Source organism: Pseudomonas sp. MWU349 (genome assembly GCF_017947325.1).
GTDB lineage: Bacteria > Pseudomonadota > Gammaproteobacteria > Pseudomonadales > Pseudomonadaceae > Aquipseudomonas > Aquipseudomonas protegens.
In genome coordinates, this window is record NZ_JAFEVP010000004.1 from 569,876 (window position 1) to 584,010 (window position 14,135).

Consider the following 14,135-nt stretch of genomic DNA (forward strand, 5'->3'; position numbering starts at 1 on the left):
GGTGAGCGACTGATGTATCACGGAGAAAGATTCAACGCCTGGACCCACCTGCTGGGGGCAATCGCGGCGTTTATCGGCGGCATCTGGCTGGTGGTGCTGGCCAGCCTGGATGGCAGCCCGTGGAAGATCGTCAGCGTGGCGATCTATTCCTTCACCTTGCTGGTGCTCTACAGCGTGTCCACGGTCTACCACAGCGTGCGCGGACGGGCGAAGAACATCATGCAGAAGGTTGATCATTTTTCGATCTACCTGCTGATTGCCGGCAGTTACACGCCGTTCTGCCTGGTGACCCTGCGCGGGCCCTGGGGCTGGACCCTGTTTGGCATCGTCTGGGGGCTGGCGCTGATCGGTATCCTCCAGGAGATCAAGCCGCGCTCCGAGGCGCGGATTCTCTCCATCGTGATCTACGCGGTGATGGGCTGGATCGTCCTGGTGGCGGTCAAGCCGCTGCTGGCGGCCCTGGGGCCAGCCGGGTTCGCCTGGCTGGCCACGGGTGGGGTGCTGTACACCGTGGGCATCATCTTCTTTGCCCTCGACAGCCGACTGCGCCATGCCCACGGTATCTGGCACCTGTTCGTGATCGCCGGCAGCCTGCTGCATTTCGTCGCGATCCTGTTCTACGTCCTGTAGGAACCGGCTGGCCGGCGCAGCGGGCCCTCTGGATTTGCGCCGTGCTGGCGGACGCTTTCGCTGGCAAGCCAGCTCCTACGGGGCGGGGCGTTGTGGATTGGTGTAGGAGCCGGCTTGCCGGCGAAGGGGCCCTCTGGATTTGCACCGTGCTGGCGGACGTTTTCGCTGGCAAGCCAGCTCCTACGGGGCGGGGCGTTGTGGATTGGTGTAGGAGCCGGCTTGCCGGCGAAGGGGCCCTCTGGATTTGCGCCGTGCTGGCGGGTGTTTTCGCTGGCAAGCCAGCTCCTACAAAGGGCGGTCGAGCTGGGCCTGGGCCTGGCGGGCGAAGATTTCCAGCAGGCTGGCCAGGGTGTGGGGCGGCGGCTCGGCGGCGCGGGTCACGGCGTACAGGGTGATAGGCAGCGGCGGGCTCAGGGGGCGGATAGCGGTGTTGGCCGTTGAGGCGCCCAGGGCGGTGAAGGGGTCGATCAAGGCCAGCCCGGCGCCGGACTCGACCATGGCCCGGGCCAGGGAATAGGTCTGCACGGCAATGCTCACCCGCGGCGGCGGCTCCACCGACTTGAGGTAGCTGTCGAGCCGGGCGGACAACGGGTCGGCGCTGCTCAGGCCAATCAGTGGCGCGTCCGCCAGCTCCTGCAGCGCCAGGGGCTGGCCGCGGCTGTGCTCGGGCCAGAAGCCCAGCGGCGCCAGGGCCACCAGCACGCCCTGGGCCAGGGGGTGGGCGCTCAGGCCCGGGTGATCCGGGGGTTGCAGGGTCAGCGCCAGGTCGATTTCGCGCATCAGCAGGTTCTGTACCAGCTCGCGGCTATGGGCGCTGGACAGTTCGCACAGGCTGTCCGGGTAAAGGCGGGTCCATTCACTGATGGCGGGCGGCAGCAAGGCCAGGGCCAGGGCTGGTGTGGCGCCGATGCGCAGGCTGTGGCCCGGCGCCCGGCGCAGGTTCTGGGCCAGGCGCCTTACCCCTTGCAGGCTCTCGCTGACCTTGTCCACTTCCCGCTCCAGCTCCAGGGCTTCCGGGGTTGGCTGCAACTTGCCCCGCACCCGCAGGAACAACGGGAAACCCAACTGCAGTTCGGCGTGCTGCAGAACCTTGGTCACTGCCGGCTGGGAGACATGCAGCAACTGCGCTGCGCCGCTGATGGAGCCGGTCTGGCGGATGGCCTGGAAAATCTCGATATGACGAAGGCGCATGGGACAGTCCATAACCTTTGTTTATGGGAGGTCCATCTTTATTCATTGTCCGGCGCCTGTCACCTGCCCCTAACCTTGGGCCATCGACCAACAGGCCAGGGGCAGTCATGAGTCAGCGGGTGTGCATCATTGGAGGGGGCGTCATCGGCTTGGCCAGTGCCTACGCCCTGGCCCGCCAGGGCTTCGAGGTGACCCTGGTGGAGGCCCAGGAGTCCCTGGGCAGCCAGACCAGTTTCGCCAACGGCGGGCAGCTGTCCTATCGCTATGTGGCGCCTCTGGCCGATGCCGGGGTGCCCTGGCAAGCCCTGGGCTGGATGCTCAAGGGCGACTCTCCGCTCAAGCTGCGGCCACGCCTGGACCCGGCGCAGTGGCGCTGGCTGGCGGGGTTCCTCGGTGCTTGCCGGCACTCGGTGAACCGGCGCAATGGCGCGCACCTGCTGCGCCTGGCGCTGCTCAGCCAGAGCACCCTGCAACGCTGGCGCGAAGAGGATGGCCTACAGGGCTTCGACTGGCGGCGCAACGGCAAGCTGGTGACTTTCCGCGAGCAAAAAAGCTTCGAGCACGCCCGCCACAACCTGGCGGACAGCCGTCAGCAACAGGTGCTTTCCGCTGCCGAATGCACGGTCCTGGAACCGGCCCTGGGGGATGCGCCCTTCGTCGGCGGTATCTATACCCCGGATGAAGAAGTGGCCGATTGCCACGCCTTCTGCCAGCAACTGGCCACGCGGCTGCGCGCTTCCGGGCGCTGCGAAATCCTACTGGGCCAGCGGGTGCGGGGCATTCGCCATGGGGGGGATAAGGTCCAGGCCATCGACCTGGGGCAGCGCGTGTTGCCGGTGGACCAACTGGTGCTGGCTGCCGGGCACCGCAGCGCCGAACTGCGCCTGCCCGGGCTCCATCTGCCGCTGTATCCGCTCAAGGGTTACAGCCTCAGCGTGCCCATCGGCCCGCAGCACCGGGCGCCGGATATCAGCATCACCGACTACAACCGCAAGATCGTCTATGCGCGCATTGGCCAGCAACTGCGGGTGGCGGCCATGGTCGACATCGTCGGTTTCGACCCGGCGCCAGACCCCGGCCGCCTGGCCCTGATGCGCCGTCAGGCGGCCCAGACCTTCGCCGAGGCCGGTGACTATCAGGCTGCCGTGGAATGGGCCGGCATGCGTCCGGCTACCCCCAGCGGCGTGCCGCTGATCGGGGCCACCGCCTACCGCAACCTGTGGCTCAACCTCGGCCACGGCGCACTGGGTTTCACCCTGGCCTGTGGCAGCGGCCAGTTGCTGGGCGAACTGATCGGCCAGCGCTCCACCAGTATCGACATGCAGGGCCTGGCGCCCCGCGTTGCCTGAACGTTAAAAGGAGTCTTCAGATGAGTATCCAGCGTATCCACAGCAACGAGCGCCTCAGTGGCGCGGTGACCTTTGCCGCACTGGTGTTTCTTTCCGGGCAGGTGCCGGGGACCAGCAGTGATATCGGCGGCCAGACCCGCGAGGTGCTGGAGAAGATCGAGGCCTTGCTGGCCGAGGCTGGCAGCGACAAGGAGCACCTGCTCAGCGCGACGATCTACCTCAAGGACATCCAGGCCGATTTCGCGGTGATGAACGAAGTCTGGTCGGCCTGGTTGTCCCCCGGCCAGGCGCCGGCGCGAACCACCTTGCAGGCGGCCCTGGCGCGCCCGCAGATCCTTGTCGAAATCAGCGTCATCGCGGCCCGCTGCTAACTGCCCTTACCCACAACGGAGAATAACAATGCATAAGATCACGTTGCTCGGCTGCACCTTGGGGCTGCTGTTCAGCGCCATGTCCCAGGCCAATGAAGCACCTCTGGAGGGCACCCTGGCGAAGATCGCCAACAGCGCCAGTATTACCTTGGGTTATCGCGATGCCTCGGTGCCCTTTTCCTACGTGGGGGATAACAGCGGCAAGCCCATGGGCTATTCCGTGGAGCTGGCGAGCAAGGTGGTGGAGCGCATCCAGCAGCAGTTGCACTTGCCCAACCTGAAGGTGAAATACAACCTGGTGACCTCGCAGACCCGCATTCCCCTGGTGCAGAACGGCACCGTGGACCTGGAGTGCGGTTCCACCGGGGTGACGGCCGAGCGGCAGAAGCAGGTGGCGTTCTCCTACGGCTTCATCTACGTCAAAGGCCAGTTGCTGACTGCCAAGGACAGCGGGATCAAGAGCTTCGCCGACCTGCGGGGCAAGAACGTGGTGACCACGGCGGGGACCACCAACGAGCGCTTTCTCAAGAGCTACAACGTCGAGCACAAGATCGACATGTTCGTGATCAGCGCCAAGGACCACGGCGAGGCCTTCCAGATGCTCCAGTCGGGGCGTGCGGCGGCGTTCTACATGGACGATGCGTTGCTGTACGGCGAGCGGGCCAAGGCCCGGGACCCGCACAACTGGGTGGTAGTGGGGGAAGAACAGTCGCGGGAGATCTACAGCTGCATGGTGCGCAAGGATGACCCGCAGTTCCTGGCCCTGGTCAACGGTGCCCTGGCGGACCTGTACCGCTCCGGGGAGATCAACGGCATTTACCAGCGCTGGTTCCAGCAGCCGATTCCGCCCAAGGGCCTGAACCTGGAATTCCCCATGACCAGTGAACTCAAAGCGATCATCGCCCAGCCCACCAGCGATCCGGTGCAATAGCCACCACCAGGAGGGGTTAGAAGTCGCCCCACAGTTGCTGGGCCACGGCCAGGGCCACCACGGGAGCGGTTTCGGTACGCAGCACTCGTGGCCCCAGGCGCGCGGGGAGGAAACCGGCGCTGTGGGACAGTTCAACTTCGGCGTCTGTCAGGCCGCCTTCAGGGCCAATGAGGAACGCCAGGCTGGCAGGCTTGGCGTGGCTTTCCAGGGGCTGGGCCACGGGGTGCAGCACCAGCTTCAGGTCGGCCCGGGCCTGCTTGATCCAGTCCGCCAGCAGCACGGGCGGGTGGATCACCGGGACCTGCGAGCGGCCGCACTGTTCGCAGGCGCTGATGGCCACCTGGCGCCAGTGCAGCAGGCGCTTGTCGGCGCGTTCGTCCTTGAGCCGCACTTCGCAGCGCTCACTGAAGATCGGGGTGATTTCGCTGACCCCAAGCTCCGTGGCTTTCTGGATCGCCCAGTCCATGCGCTCGCCCCGGGACAGGCCCTGGCCCAGGTGAATCCGCAGAGGTGATTCTTGCTGGCCGGCGAAGCTTTCATTCAGCTGGACCCGAACCCGCTTCTTGCCCACTTCCACCAGGGTCCCGCGAAACTCCGTTCCCGAACCGTCGAACACTTGCAGCGCGGCGCCTTCGGCCATGCGCAGCACGCGCCCGATGTAGTGGGCCTGGGCTTCCGGCAACTCGTGTTCGCCTAGGCTCAGGGGGGCGTCGATAAAGAAGCGGGACAATCTCATCTGGGGTCTCTGTTGAATGTGAATCGGTGGGAAGCGTTCTGTGGCGAGGGAGCAAGCTCCCTCGCCACCACTAACGACCTGCTCTAGCCTGGATCGCGAAAGCCGGGGTGGAAGTCCTTGGGCACGGCCACGCTGACGGTGTCGCGGGTGGCGATGTCGATACCTTCACTGGCGACTTCGGCAAGGAAGTCGATCTGCTCCGGGGTGATCACGTACGGCGGCAGGAAATACACCACGCTGCCCAGGGGACGCAACAGGGCGCCGCGTTCCAGGGCGTGCTGGAAGACTTTCAGGCCGCGGCGTTCCTGCCAGGGGTAGGCGGTCTTGCTGGCCTTGTCCTGGACCATCTCGATGGCCAGGACCATGCCGGTCTGGCGTACTTCGGCAACGTGGGGGTGGTCCACCAGGTGCTCGGTGGCACTGGCCATGCGCCGGGCAAGCGCGTGGTTGTTCTCCACCACCTTGTCCTGCTCGAAGATATCCAGGGTCGCCAGGGCCGCGGCACAGGCCAGCGGGTTGCCTGTGTAGCTGTGGGAGTGGAGGAAGGCGCGCAGGGTCGGGTAGTCGTCGTAGAAGGCGCTGTAGACATCGTCGGTGGTCATGCACGCGGCCAGGGGCAGGTAGCCACCGGTCAGGGCCTTGGACAGGCACAGGAAGTCCGGGCGGATGCCGGCCTGTTCGCAGGCGAACATCGTGCCGGTGCGGCCGAAACCCACGGCGATCTCGTCATGGATCAGGTGCACGCCATAGCGGTCGCAGGCTTCGCGCAGCAGCTTGAGGTACACCGGGTGGTACATGCGCATGCCGCCGGCGCCCTGGATCAGCGGCTCGACTATGACCGCGGCCACGGTTTGGTGGTGCTCGGCCAGGGTCTGCTCCATGGCGGCGAACATGTTCCGCGAGTGTTCTTCCCAGCTCATGCCTTCGGGCCGCAGGTAGCAGTCCGGGCTCGGCACCTTGAGGGTGTCCAGCAGCAGGGCCTTGTAGGTCTCGGTGAACAGCGGTACATCGCCCACGGACATGGCGGCAATGGTTTCGCCATGGTAGCTGTTGCTCAGGGTGACGAAGCGCTTCTTGGCCGGCTGGCCGCGGTTGATCCAGTAGTGGAAGCTCATCTTCATCGCCACTTCGATGCATGACGAACCGTTGTCGGCGTAGAAGCAGCGGGTCAGGCCTTCGGGGGTGATCTTGACCAGGCGCTCAGACAACTCGATCACCGGCTGGTGGCTGAAGCCGGCGAGGATCACGTGTTCCAGCTGGTCCACCTGGTCCTTGATGCGCTGGTTGATGCGCGGGTTGGCGTGGCCGAACACATTGACCCACCAGGAGCTGACCGCATCCAGGTAGCGTTTGCCTTCGAAGTCTTCCAGCCAGACGCCTTCGCCTCGCTTGATGGGGATCAACGGCAGCTGTTCGTGGTCTTTCATCTGGGTGCAGGGATGCCACAGCACCGCAAGATCGCGTTGCATCCACTGGTTATTCAGGCCCATGTACAGTCTCCTGGAAGCGGCGCGCCAACGGCGCGGGCGAACAATCGGGCAAGCCTATGCAATGCATGGCCGCGGGACAACCTATTGTGCAAGACGCGCCACGGCGCGACGGGTCAGGTGCAAAGACGCCGCTTGCAAGACCCAGGGCACTGCACGAGGGAGCAGGGGGGTAGGCTTGGCGGGAGGCTTAATCTTTTCTTAACGCGCTCGGTTCAGACTATTGATCGTATTTCTCGATATTTCAAAGCAAAAAATTCCGCTTTAATTCGATAGGTAAATCGCTAGTCTTGATCTGCGTTTCTTACAGGATGCAACTGATGCAGTTACGTAATTCTTCTTCTCGCTATGGTTGGGTCAGCATTGTTCTGCACTGGGGCGTGGCCCTGGCGGTGTTCGGTCTGTTCGCCCTGGGCCTGTGGATGGTCGGCCTCGACTACTACAGCACCTGGCGCAAAGACGCGCCGGACCTGCACAAGAGTATCGGCCTGACACTGTTTGCAATCATGCTGCTGCGGGTGTTGTGGCGGTGGGTCAGCCCACCGCCGCCGGCTCCGGCCAGCCATGGGCCTATGACCCGCCTGGGGGCCAAGCTGGGGCATGCGTTCCTCTACCTCGGCCTGTTCGCGGTCATGATTGCCGGCTACCTGATCTCCACCGCTGACGGCGTGGGTATCCCGGTGTTCGGCTTGTTTGAAGTTCCTGCCCTGGTTTCCGGACTACCGGACCAGGCAGATGTAGCAGGTGTGGTGCATCTGTACCTGGCCTGGGCACTGGTGATCTTTGCCGGTATCCATGGCCTGGCTGCGCTGAAGCACCACTTTATCGATCGTGATGCGACCCTTACCCGTATGCTGGGCCGCAAAGCCTGATGTTCAACCTTGACTCAAAAGGAATAGAAAGCATGTTGAAAAAGACTCTCGCCGCTCTGGCAATCGGATCTGCTGTATTGGCGGCCGGTCAAGTGATGGCAGCGGACTACGTGATCGACAAGGAAGGCCAGCACGCCTTCGTCGACTTCAAGATCAGCCACCTGGGCTACAGCTTCATCACCGGTACCTTCAAGGACCTGGACGGCAAGTTCAGCTTTGACGCGGCCAAGCCGGAAGACGCCAAGATCGAAGTCAACGTGCGCACCGCCAGCGTGTTCACCAACCACGCCGAACGTGACAAGCACATCACCAGCAAGGACTTCCTGGACGCTGGCAAGTTTGCCGACGCCAAGTTCGTCTCCACCAGCGTCAAGCCCACCGGCAAGAACGCCGACGGCAAGCTGACCGCTGACGTGGCCGGCGACCTGACCCTGCACGGCGTGACCAAGCCGGTGGTGGTCAAGGCCACCTTCCTGGGTGAAGGCAAGGACCCGTGGGGCGGCTACCGTGCTGGCTTCGAAGGTACCACCAGCATCAATCGCCAGGATTTCGGCAAGATGATGGACCTGGGCCCGGCCTCCAACAATGTTGACCTGTACATCAGCTTTGAAGGCGTGAAAGCGAAGTAATGCTTCGTCTGTAGCCGCTGCCGCAGGCTGCGATAAGGCCCGCAGGGCCTTCGCGATCTCCCCCGCACAGCCCTTACAGGACTGATCGCAACCTGCGAAAGCAAAAAAACGCCCCCGACCACAAACCGGGGGCGTTTTTTATTGCCCGTCATGAAATGCGGTAAACCAGTCAGGTCCTGGCGCCGGGTTCCCCGTCGTTCGCAGCCTGCGGCAGCGGCTACAGAAACGCCCTCGACCAGCCCCCACAAAAAACGCCCCGGGCCTTGCGGCCAGGGGCGTTTTTCATTTCAGCGCGAGGCTCAGCGGTTGCGGGTCAGCAGCGCCGGCTTTTCGCCCCGTGGACGGCTTGGCAACTGATCCAGCTGCTCGGGCGTCGGGAAACGATCGGCCTTGGATTCCTTGTGCATGATCTTCGGCTGGTTGCCACGAGGATTCTGCACGGCCGGCTCCTGGCGTGGCTGATCGTCACGGTTCGGGCGACGATTGCGCGACTCGTCGCGACGGCCCTGGCTGTCACGAGGGGCGCCGTTGCGCGGGCCGCCACTGCGCTTGGCCGGTGCGGTGCCGGTGGTGCTGCCGTTGCTGTTGCGCGGGTTGCCGGAACGACCCTGGCCGCCGCCGCGAGGCGGATTGCCGGCACCGGCGCCTGCACCCTGGGCCGGAGCCCCTGGGCGGCGGCCACGGCCCTGGTTGTTCTTGTTCTGGTACGGGCTGACGTAGTCAGCGCGGTTACCGAAGTTGTCCACGTCGTCGTCGAGGAACTCGTCCGGTGCGCGATCGGCACGGGGCGTCGGTTGACGCTGTTCGCGGGCCGGGGTGCCTTCACGAGGCTTCTGCTCGCGGGCCGGGCGCTCGCCACGGGCTGGCTTGTCCTTGCCGCCCTTGTCCTTGCCCTTGTCCTTGCGACCACCACCGCCGCCACCGCCGTTCGGGCCGTCGCCACGTGGGCCACGGGGATTGCGCGGGTTGCGCACGTCCGGACGCTCGCGCACTTCCGGCTTCTCGGCTTCCACGGCACTGGCATCGAAGCCCATCAGGTCACCGTCGGCGATCTTCTGCTTGGTCATGCGCTCGATGCTTTTCAGCAGTTTCTCTTCGTCCGGAGCCACCAGGGAGATGGCTTCGCCGGAGCGACCGGCACGGCCGGTACGGCCAATACGGTGCACGTAGTCTTCGTCGACGTTAGGCAGTTCGAAGTTGACCACATGAGGCAGTTGGTCGATATCCAGGCCGCGGGCGGCGATATCGGTGGCGACCAGGATCCGCACTTCGCCGGCCTTGAAGTCGGCCAGCGCTTTGGTACGGGCGTTCTGGCTCTTGTTGCCGTGGATCGCCACGGCGCTCAGGCCGTGTTTGTCCAGGTACTCGGCCAGGCGGTTGGCGCCGTGCTTGGTCCGGGTGAACACCAGGACCTGTTCCCAGGCGCCGGCGGTGATCAGGTGCGCCAGCAGGGCACGCTTGTGGCTGGCCGGCAGGCGGAAGACCCGCTGCTCGATACGCTCCACCGTGGTGTTCGGCGGGGTCACTTCGATGCGCTCGGGATTGTGCAGCAGCTTGCCGGCCAGGTCCGTGATGTCCTTGGAGAAGGTCGCGGAGAACAGCAGGTTCTGGCGCTTGGCCGGCAGGCGGGCGAGGACTTTCTTGACGTCATGGACGAAGCCCATGTCGAGCATGCGGTCGGCTTCGTCGAGCACCAGGATTTCCACGTGGGACAGGTCGACGCTGCCCTGGCCAGCCAGGTCCAGCAGACGGCCGGGGCACGCCACCAGCACATCGACGCCACGGGCCATGGCCTGAACCTGCGGGTTCATGCCGACGCCGCCGAAGATGCAGGCGCTGACGAACTTCAGGTCGCGGGCGTACAGCTTGAAGCTGTCATGCACTTGTGCGGCCAGTTCGCGAGTGGGGGTCAGGACCAGTACGCGGGGTTGGCGCGGGCCATGACGCTGGGATTTGTCCGGATGACCGTTGGGAAACAACCGTTCCAGGATCGGAAGGGCGAAACCGCCGGTTTTACCAGTACCTGTCTGTGCCGCGACCATCAGATCGCGACCTTGCAACACGGCGGGAATGGCCCGCTGTTGCACCGGAGTAGGCTGGGTGTAGCCGGCGGCTTCGATGGCGCCGACTAAAGCCTCGGAGAGACCGAGGGAAGCAAAGGACATGAGTAATCCTGTTTTAGTGAGGGCTTGGCCCAAAGGGATAATCTTGCCGGGCGTGAATGGCGTTTAAGAGGACGCAATCCCGTCCGGTCCTGCTGGCCTGAAGGGTCATTCACCGGCGGCTCGCGCGGGCCGGTTGGCTGCGCCGTAGCGGGGTGGAGAGGCCTTGAACAGGGTCCAGCGTCCGGGCGTGAGCCTAGCGGGAGGCCGGAGTATAACAGAGCAATCAGTGTGCGCTGCTTTCCTGCTGCTCAACGGTTTTTTCTGACTCGCGGGTTGATGAAGACCTGCCCGGCGGCAGAGAAGGTTCAGCACCGTACTTGGCACTCAGTTGGGCGTAGGCCGGCTCGCGCTTGAAACGCTTGAGTTCGGCGCCGAAGCGCTGTACCAGCAGGTCCATGCCAGCGTTGCGGCGCACGGCCAGGTATTGGCTCTGGCGGCTGATGACAGTGGGGTTCTGGCTGACCTGGTCACGCAGCCCCAGGCTGTCCAGCAGGTGCTGGCCGACCCGTTTGTCGGTAATCAGCAGGTCGATCCGCCCCAGCAGCAGCTTGCCGAAATTGGCTTCGTGGGTGGGGGCCGGTTCGCGGTTGAACAGGGTCGAGTTGCTGAAGTCGTCGCTGTACAGATAACCGGGGGAAGTGCCGATGGTCAGGCCCTTGAGTTCGTTCAGGCGCTTGAACGGGTGTGGGCGCTGGTTGGCATAGAACATCACGAACTCCACGTCCGAGAGCGGTTCGTTGGGGTAGAGCAGGGTGCTGTCGCGCTGGTCGCTATGGAAGATGTCCAGGGCGCCATCGGCCTGGCCGGTTTCCAGCATCGCCAGGCAGCGTTTCCAGGGCAGGAACTGCCACTGCACGTCTATGCCCAGGCGCTGGAAGACAATGGCCGTGGTTTCGTAGTCCAGGCCCTTGGCCGTGCCATTTTCCTCATAGACATAGGGCGCCCAGGGCTCGGTGACAATGCGCAGCTTCTCGCCATGGGCGGCAAGGCTCAGGCAAGTGCAGAGAAGGGCGGTCAGCAACCGGGCTATGACGGACATTGCTGGAGATTACGACGAGAGATCATGCAATTGCTAGAGGCAGTTCCGGGCGCTCTAGCTCAAGGCTGTTGCAAATAAAAAGGCCCCGGTTTTCACCGGGGCCCGGAGCCTGGGTTGCAGCCTGTCAGCGTGGCAGCTGGAGGTTGTTCCAGATCGCCAGGCTCGGGTCGGCCTGGTTCAAGGTATAGAAGTGCAGCCCGGGTGCGCCGCCCTGGAGCAGGCGTTCGCACATGTCGCTGATGACCTGTTCACCGAAGGCCTGGATGCTGGCGCTGTCATCGCCATAGGCTTCCAGCTGCTTGCGGATCCAGCGTGGAATCTCTGCGCCGCAGGCGTCGGAGAAGCGCGCCAGCTTGCTGTAGTTGGTGATCGGCATGATGCCCGGCACGATCGGGATGTTCACGCCCATCTTGCGCACGCGCTCGACGAAGTAGAAGTAGCTGTCGGCGTTGAAGAAGTACTGGGTGATCGCACTGTCGGCACCGGCATTGGCCTTGCGCACGAAGTTGACCAGGTCTTCCTCGAAGTTGCGTGCCTGCGGGTGCATTTCCGGGTAGGCGGCGACTTCGATGTGGAAGTGGCTGCCGGTTTCCTCGCGGATGAAACTCACCAGGTCATTGGCGTAGCGCAGTTCACCGCTGGCCATGCCCATGCCCGAAGGCAGGTCGCCGCGCAGGGCGACGATGCGCTTGATACCGGCTGCCCGGTACTGCTGCAGCAGGCCGCGCAGGTCGTCCTTGCTGTCGCCGACGCAGGACAGGTGCGGCGCCGCAGGGATTTTAACTTCGCTCTCCAGTTGCAGCACGGTGTTGACCGTGCGATCACGGGTCGAGCCGCCGGCACCGTAGGTGCAGGAGAAGAAATCGGGGTTGTAGCTTGCCAGCTGACGGGCAGTGGCGAGCAGTTTTTCATGCCCAGCATCGGTCTTGGTGGGGAAGAACTCGAAGCTGTAGCGACGATCTTGGGACATGGAGGGGACCTCCAGTTGCAAGTCGCAGGCGGCAAGCGCCAAGAAAAAGCGGAGGTGCGCTGGTTTCTTGTGCCTGCAGCCTGCTGCTTGAAACTGCTATAGCGATTAGGACAAGCACCAGGTCAGTTGCAGCAAGCAGAGCTTTTGGCTCTTTGCTTGCCGCTGATGACTGGCCGCCTGCAGCTGCTCTTAGTAGCGGTAGGCGTCTGGCTTGAACGGGCCTTCGACGGTTACGCCGATGTATTCAGCCTGTTGCTTGGTCAGTTGAGTGACCACGCCGCCGAAGCCGCGCACCATTTCCAGGGCCACTTCTTCGTCGAGTTTCTTCGGCAGTACTTCAACGGTCAGGCGCTCGGCTTTCTGGGCGGGCGACAGGTCGGCGTACTTCTGGCCGAACAGGAAGATCTGCGCCAGGACCTGGTTGGCGAACGAGCCGTCCATGATGCGGCTTGGGTGACCGGTGGCGTTGCCCAGGTTCACCAGGCGGCCTTCGGCCAGCAGGATCAGGTAGTCGTCGTTCTGTGCATCGAAATCGCCAGGGCCGGTGCGGTGGATCTTGTGCACCTGTGGCTTCACTTCTTCCCATGCCCAGTTCTTGCGCATGAAAGCGGTGTCGATTTCGTTGTCGAAGTGGCCGATGTTGCAGACCACGGCACGCTTTTTCAGGGCCTTGAGCATGTTTGCGTCGCAAACATTGACGTTACCGGTGGTGGTCACGATCAGGTCGATCTTGCCCAGCAGGGCTTTGTCGATGCTGGCTTCGGTGCCGTGGTTGATACCGTCGATGAACGGCGAAACCAGTTCGAAACCGTCCATGCAGGCTTGCATGGCGCAGATCGGGTCCACTTCCGAAACCTTGACGATCATGCCTTCCTGACGCAGGGACTGGGCCGAACCCTTGCCCACGTCACCATAGCCGATGACCAGCGCTTGCTTGCCGGACAGCAGGTGGTCGGTGCCGCGCTTGATGGCGTCGTTCAGGCTGTGACGGCAGCCGTACTTGTTGTCGTTCTTGCTCTTGGTCACCGAGTCGTTGACGTTGATCGCAGGCACCTTCAGCTCGCCCTTGGCCAGCATGTCCAGCAGGCGGTGCACGCCGGTGGTGGTTTCTTCGGTCACGCCGTGAACGCGGTCCAGTACCTGTGGGTACTTGTCGTGCAGCAGCTGGGTCAGGTCGCCGCCGTCGTCGAGGATCATGTTGGCGTCCCAAGGCTTGCCATCCTTGAGGATGGTCTGCTCCAGGCACCACTCGTACTCTTCTTCGGTCTCGCCTTTCCAGGCGAACACAGGAATGCCGGCAGCGGCGATGGAGGCTGCGGCCTGGTCTTGAGTCGAGAAAATGTTGCAGGACGACCAGCGTACTTCGGCACCCAGGGCAACCAGGGTTTCGATCAGCACGGCGGTCTGGATGGTCATGTGGATGCAGCCGAGGATCTTGGCGCCCTTGAGTGGCTGTTCAGCCAGGTACTTGCGGCGCAGACCCATCAGGGCCGGCATTTCCGATTCGGCGATGATGGTTTCGCGACGACCCCAGGCTGCCAGGGAGATGTCGGCGACTTTGTAGTCGGTAAAACCTGCAGGCGTGTTTACAGCGCTCATCAAGAGCCTCCATTCGTAGTGTGCGAATGGGCGCCGTTGTGCGTTTAGTGTCCGTACAGGGAGCCCTGTACCAACAACGCCCCATCCGAGCCTGACAGGTCATGCCTGCTGCAGCGCCCCTCGGACAGGTGGCGGGAAAACGGTACCAAGTGCAGATGACCGTTTT

At 63.7% G+C, this 14,135-nt stretch carries 13 protein-coding genes and 1 riboswitch; of the genes, 6 read left to right on the forward strand and 7 right to left on the reverse strand.

What is annotated here, in order from left to right:
* The first annotated feature begins 12 nt into the window (after window positions 1-12).
* Window positions 13-630, forward strand: a complete 618-nt coding sequence (locus KCG88_RS19000) for a hemolysin III family protein (RefSeq protein WP_011063984.1) — start codon at window positions 13-15, stop codon at window positions 628-630.
* Window positions 631-915: 285 nt separating this feature from the next.
* On the opposite strand, the gene KCG88_RS19005 is transcribed toward KCG88_RS19000, so the two are convergent.
* Window positions 916-1,821, reverse strand: coding sequence for a LysR family transcriptional regulator (locus KCG88_RS19005; RefSeq protein WP_210712879.1), 906 nt, complete (start codon window positions 1,819-1,821; stop codon window positions 916-918).
* A gap of 107 nt (window positions 1,822-1,928) precedes the next feature.
* Between KCG88_RS19005 and KCG88_RS19010 the strand changes: the two genes are divergently transcribed.
* From KCG88_RS19010 to KCG88_RS19020, 3 genes are all read left to right on the forward strand, one after another.
* Complete coding sequence (locus KCG88_RS19010; RefSeq protein ID WP_210712880.1) at window positions 1,929-3,170, forward strand: D-amino acid dehydrogenase; 1,242 nt, start codon at window positions 1,929-1,931, stop codon at window positions 3,168-3,170.
* Between the two features lie 20 nt (window positions 3,171-3,190).
* Window positions 3,191-3,541 carry a RidA family protein gene (locus KCG88_RS19015; RefSeq protein WP_210712881.1) on the forward strand — a complete coding sequence of 117 codons (351 nt, stop codon included), beginning with the start codon at window positions 3,191-3,193 and terminating at the stop codon, window positions 3,539-3,541.
* A 79-nt stretch (window positions 3,542-3,620) separates the two neighbouring features.
* Complete coding sequence (locus KCG88_RS19020; RefSeq protein WP_241774872.1) at window positions 3,621-4,472, forward strand: transporter substrate-binding domain-containing protein; 852 nt, start codon at window positions 3,621-3,623, stop codon at window positions 4,470-4,472.
* A 16-nt stretch (window positions 4,473-4,488) separates the two neighbouring features.
* Here KCG88_RS19020 and KCG88_RS19025 read toward each other — a convergent pair whose 3' ends face one another.
* Both KCG88_RS19025 and KCG88_RS19030 read right to left on the reverse strand, forming a co-directional pair.
* Window positions 4,489-5,208, reverse strand: a complete 720-nt coding sequence (locus KCG88_RS19025) for a 16S rRNA (uracil(1498)-N(3))-methyltransferase (protein WP_047289689.1) — start codon at window positions 5,206-5,208, stop codon at window positions 4,489-4,491.
* 83 nt (window positions 5,209-5,291) lie between these two features.
* Window positions 5,292-6,698 carry an adenosylmethionine--8-amino-7-oxononanoate transaminase gene (locus KCG88_RS19030; RefSeq protein WP_210712882.1) on the reverse strand — a complete coding sequence of 469 codons (1,407 nt, stop codon included), beginning with the start codon at window positions 6,696-6,698 and terminating at the stop codon, window positions 5,292-5,294.
* Between the two features lie 317 nt (window positions 6,699-7,015).
* On the opposite strand from KCG88_RS19030, the gene KCG88_RS19035 reads away from it, so the two are divergent.
* Both KCG88_RS19035 and KCG88_RS19040 read left to right on the forward strand, forming a co-directional pair.
* Window positions 7,016-7,567 (forward strand): cytochrome b, encoded by a 552-nt coding sequence (locus KCG88_RS19035; protein WP_047289687.1) that lies wholly within the window; start codon window positions 7,016-7,018, stop codon window positions 7,565-7,567.
* Window positions 7,568-7,599: 32 nt separating this feature from the next.
* The gene (locus tag KCG88_RS19040) at window positions 7,600-8,196 is read left to right on the forward strand and encodes a YceI family protein (RefSeq protein WP_011063976.1); all 597 of its coding nucleotides are present in this window, start codon (window positions 7,600-7,602) and stop codon (window positions 8,194-8,196) included.
* A 299-nt stretch (window positions 8,197-8,495) separates the two neighbouring features.
* Here the strand turns inward: KCG88_RS19040 and KCG88_RS19045 are convergent, their stop codons facing one another.
* The 4 genes from KCG88_RS19045 to ahcY all read right to left on the reverse strand — a co-directional run bounded on the left by KCG88_RS19045 (window position 8,496) and on the right by ahcY (window position 13,969).
* Complete coding sequence (locus tag KCG88_RS19045) at window positions 8,496-10,361, reverse strand: DEAD/DEAH box helicase (protein WP_047289686.1); 1,866 nt, start codon at window positions 10,359-10,361, stop codon at window positions 8,496-8,498.
* Between the two features lie 223 nt (window positions 10,362-10,584).
* Entirely contained in the window at window positions 10,585-11,400 is an 816-nt protein-coding gene (locus KCG88_RS19050) for a transporter substrate-binding domain-containing protein (RefSeq protein WP_210712883.1), read from the reverse strand.
* Window positions 11,401-11,524: 124 nt separating this feature from the next.
* Window positions 11,525-12,370, reverse strand: coding sequence for a methylenetetrahydrofolate reductase [NAD(P)H] (gene metF / locus KCG88_RS19055; protein ID WP_210712884.1), 846 nt, complete (start codon window positions 12,368-12,370; stop codon window positions 11,525-11,527).
* 189 nt (window positions 12,371-12,559) lie between these two features.
* Complete coding sequence (gene ahcY / locus KCG88_RS19060; protein ID WP_011063972.1) at window positions 12,560-13,969, reverse strand: adenosylhomocysteinase; 1,410 nt, start codon at window positions 13,967-13,969, stop codon at window positions 12,560-12,562.
* 21 nt (window positions 13,970-13,990) lie between these two features.
* A riboswitch (S-adenosyl-L-homocysteine riboswitch) is annotated at window positions 13,991-14,097 on the reverse strand.
* Between the last annotated feature and the right edge of the window lie 38 nt (window positions 14,098-14,135).

What these genes read in the sequence shown, in the direction of transcription:
- KCG88_RS19000 (WP_011063984.1), top strand. Translation starts at nt 13, where the DNA reads ATGTATCACGGAGAAAGATTCAACGCCTGGACCCACCTGCTGGGGGCA.
- KCG88_RS19005 (WP_210712879.1), bottom strand. Translation starts at nt 1,821, where the DNA reads ATGCGCCTTCGTCATATCGAGATTTTCCAGGCCATCCGCCAGACCGGC.
- KCG88_RS19010 (WP_210712880.1), top strand. Translation starts at nt 1,929, where the DNA reads ATGAGTCAGCGGGTGTGCATCATTGGAGGGGGCGTCATCGGCTTGGCC.
- KCG88_RS19015 (WP_210712881.1), top strand. Translation starts at nt 3,191, where the DNA reads ATGAGTATCCAGCGTATCCACAGCAACGAGCGCCTCAGTGGCGCGGTG.
- KCG88_RS19020 (WP_241774872.1), top strand. Translation starts at nt 3,621, where the DNA reads ATGTCCCAGGCCAATGAAGCACCTCTGGAGGGCACCCTGGCGAAGATC.
- KCG88_RS19025 (WP_047289689.1), bottom strand. Translation starts at nt 5,208, where the DNA reads ATGAGATTGTCCCGCTTCTTTATCGACGCCCCCCTGAGCCTAGGCGAA.
- KCG88_RS19030 (WP_210712882.1), bottom strand. Translation starts at nt 6,698, where the DNA reads ATGGGCCTGAATAACCAGTGGATGCAACGCGATCTTGCGGTGCTGTGG.
- KCG88_RS19035 (WP_047289687.1), top strand. Translation starts at nt 7,016, where the DNA reads ATGCAGTTACGTAATTCTTCTTCTCGCTATGGTTGGGTCAGCATTGTT.
- KCG88_RS19040 (WP_011063976.1), top strand. Translation starts at nt 7,600, where the DNA reads ATGTTGAAAAAGACTCTCGCCGCTCTGGCAATCGGATCTGCTGTATTG.
- KCG88_RS19045 (WP_047289686.1), bottom strand. Translation starts at nt 10,361, where the DNA reads ATGTCCTTTGCTTCCCTCGGTCTCTCCGAGGCTTTAGTCGGCGCCATC.
- KCG88_RS19050 (WP_210712883.1), bottom strand. Translation starts at nt 11,400, where the DNA reads ATGTCCGTCATAGCCCGGTTGCTGACCGCCCTTCTCTGCACTTGCCTG.
- metF (WP_210712884.1), bottom strand. Translation starts at nt 12,370, where the DNA reads ATGTCCCAAGATCGTCGCTACAGCTTCGAGTTCTTCCCCACCAAGACC.
- ahcY (WP_011063972.1), bottom strand. Translation starts at nt 13,969, where the DNA reads ATGAGCGCTGTAAACACGCCTGCAGGTTTTACCGACTACAAAGTCGCC.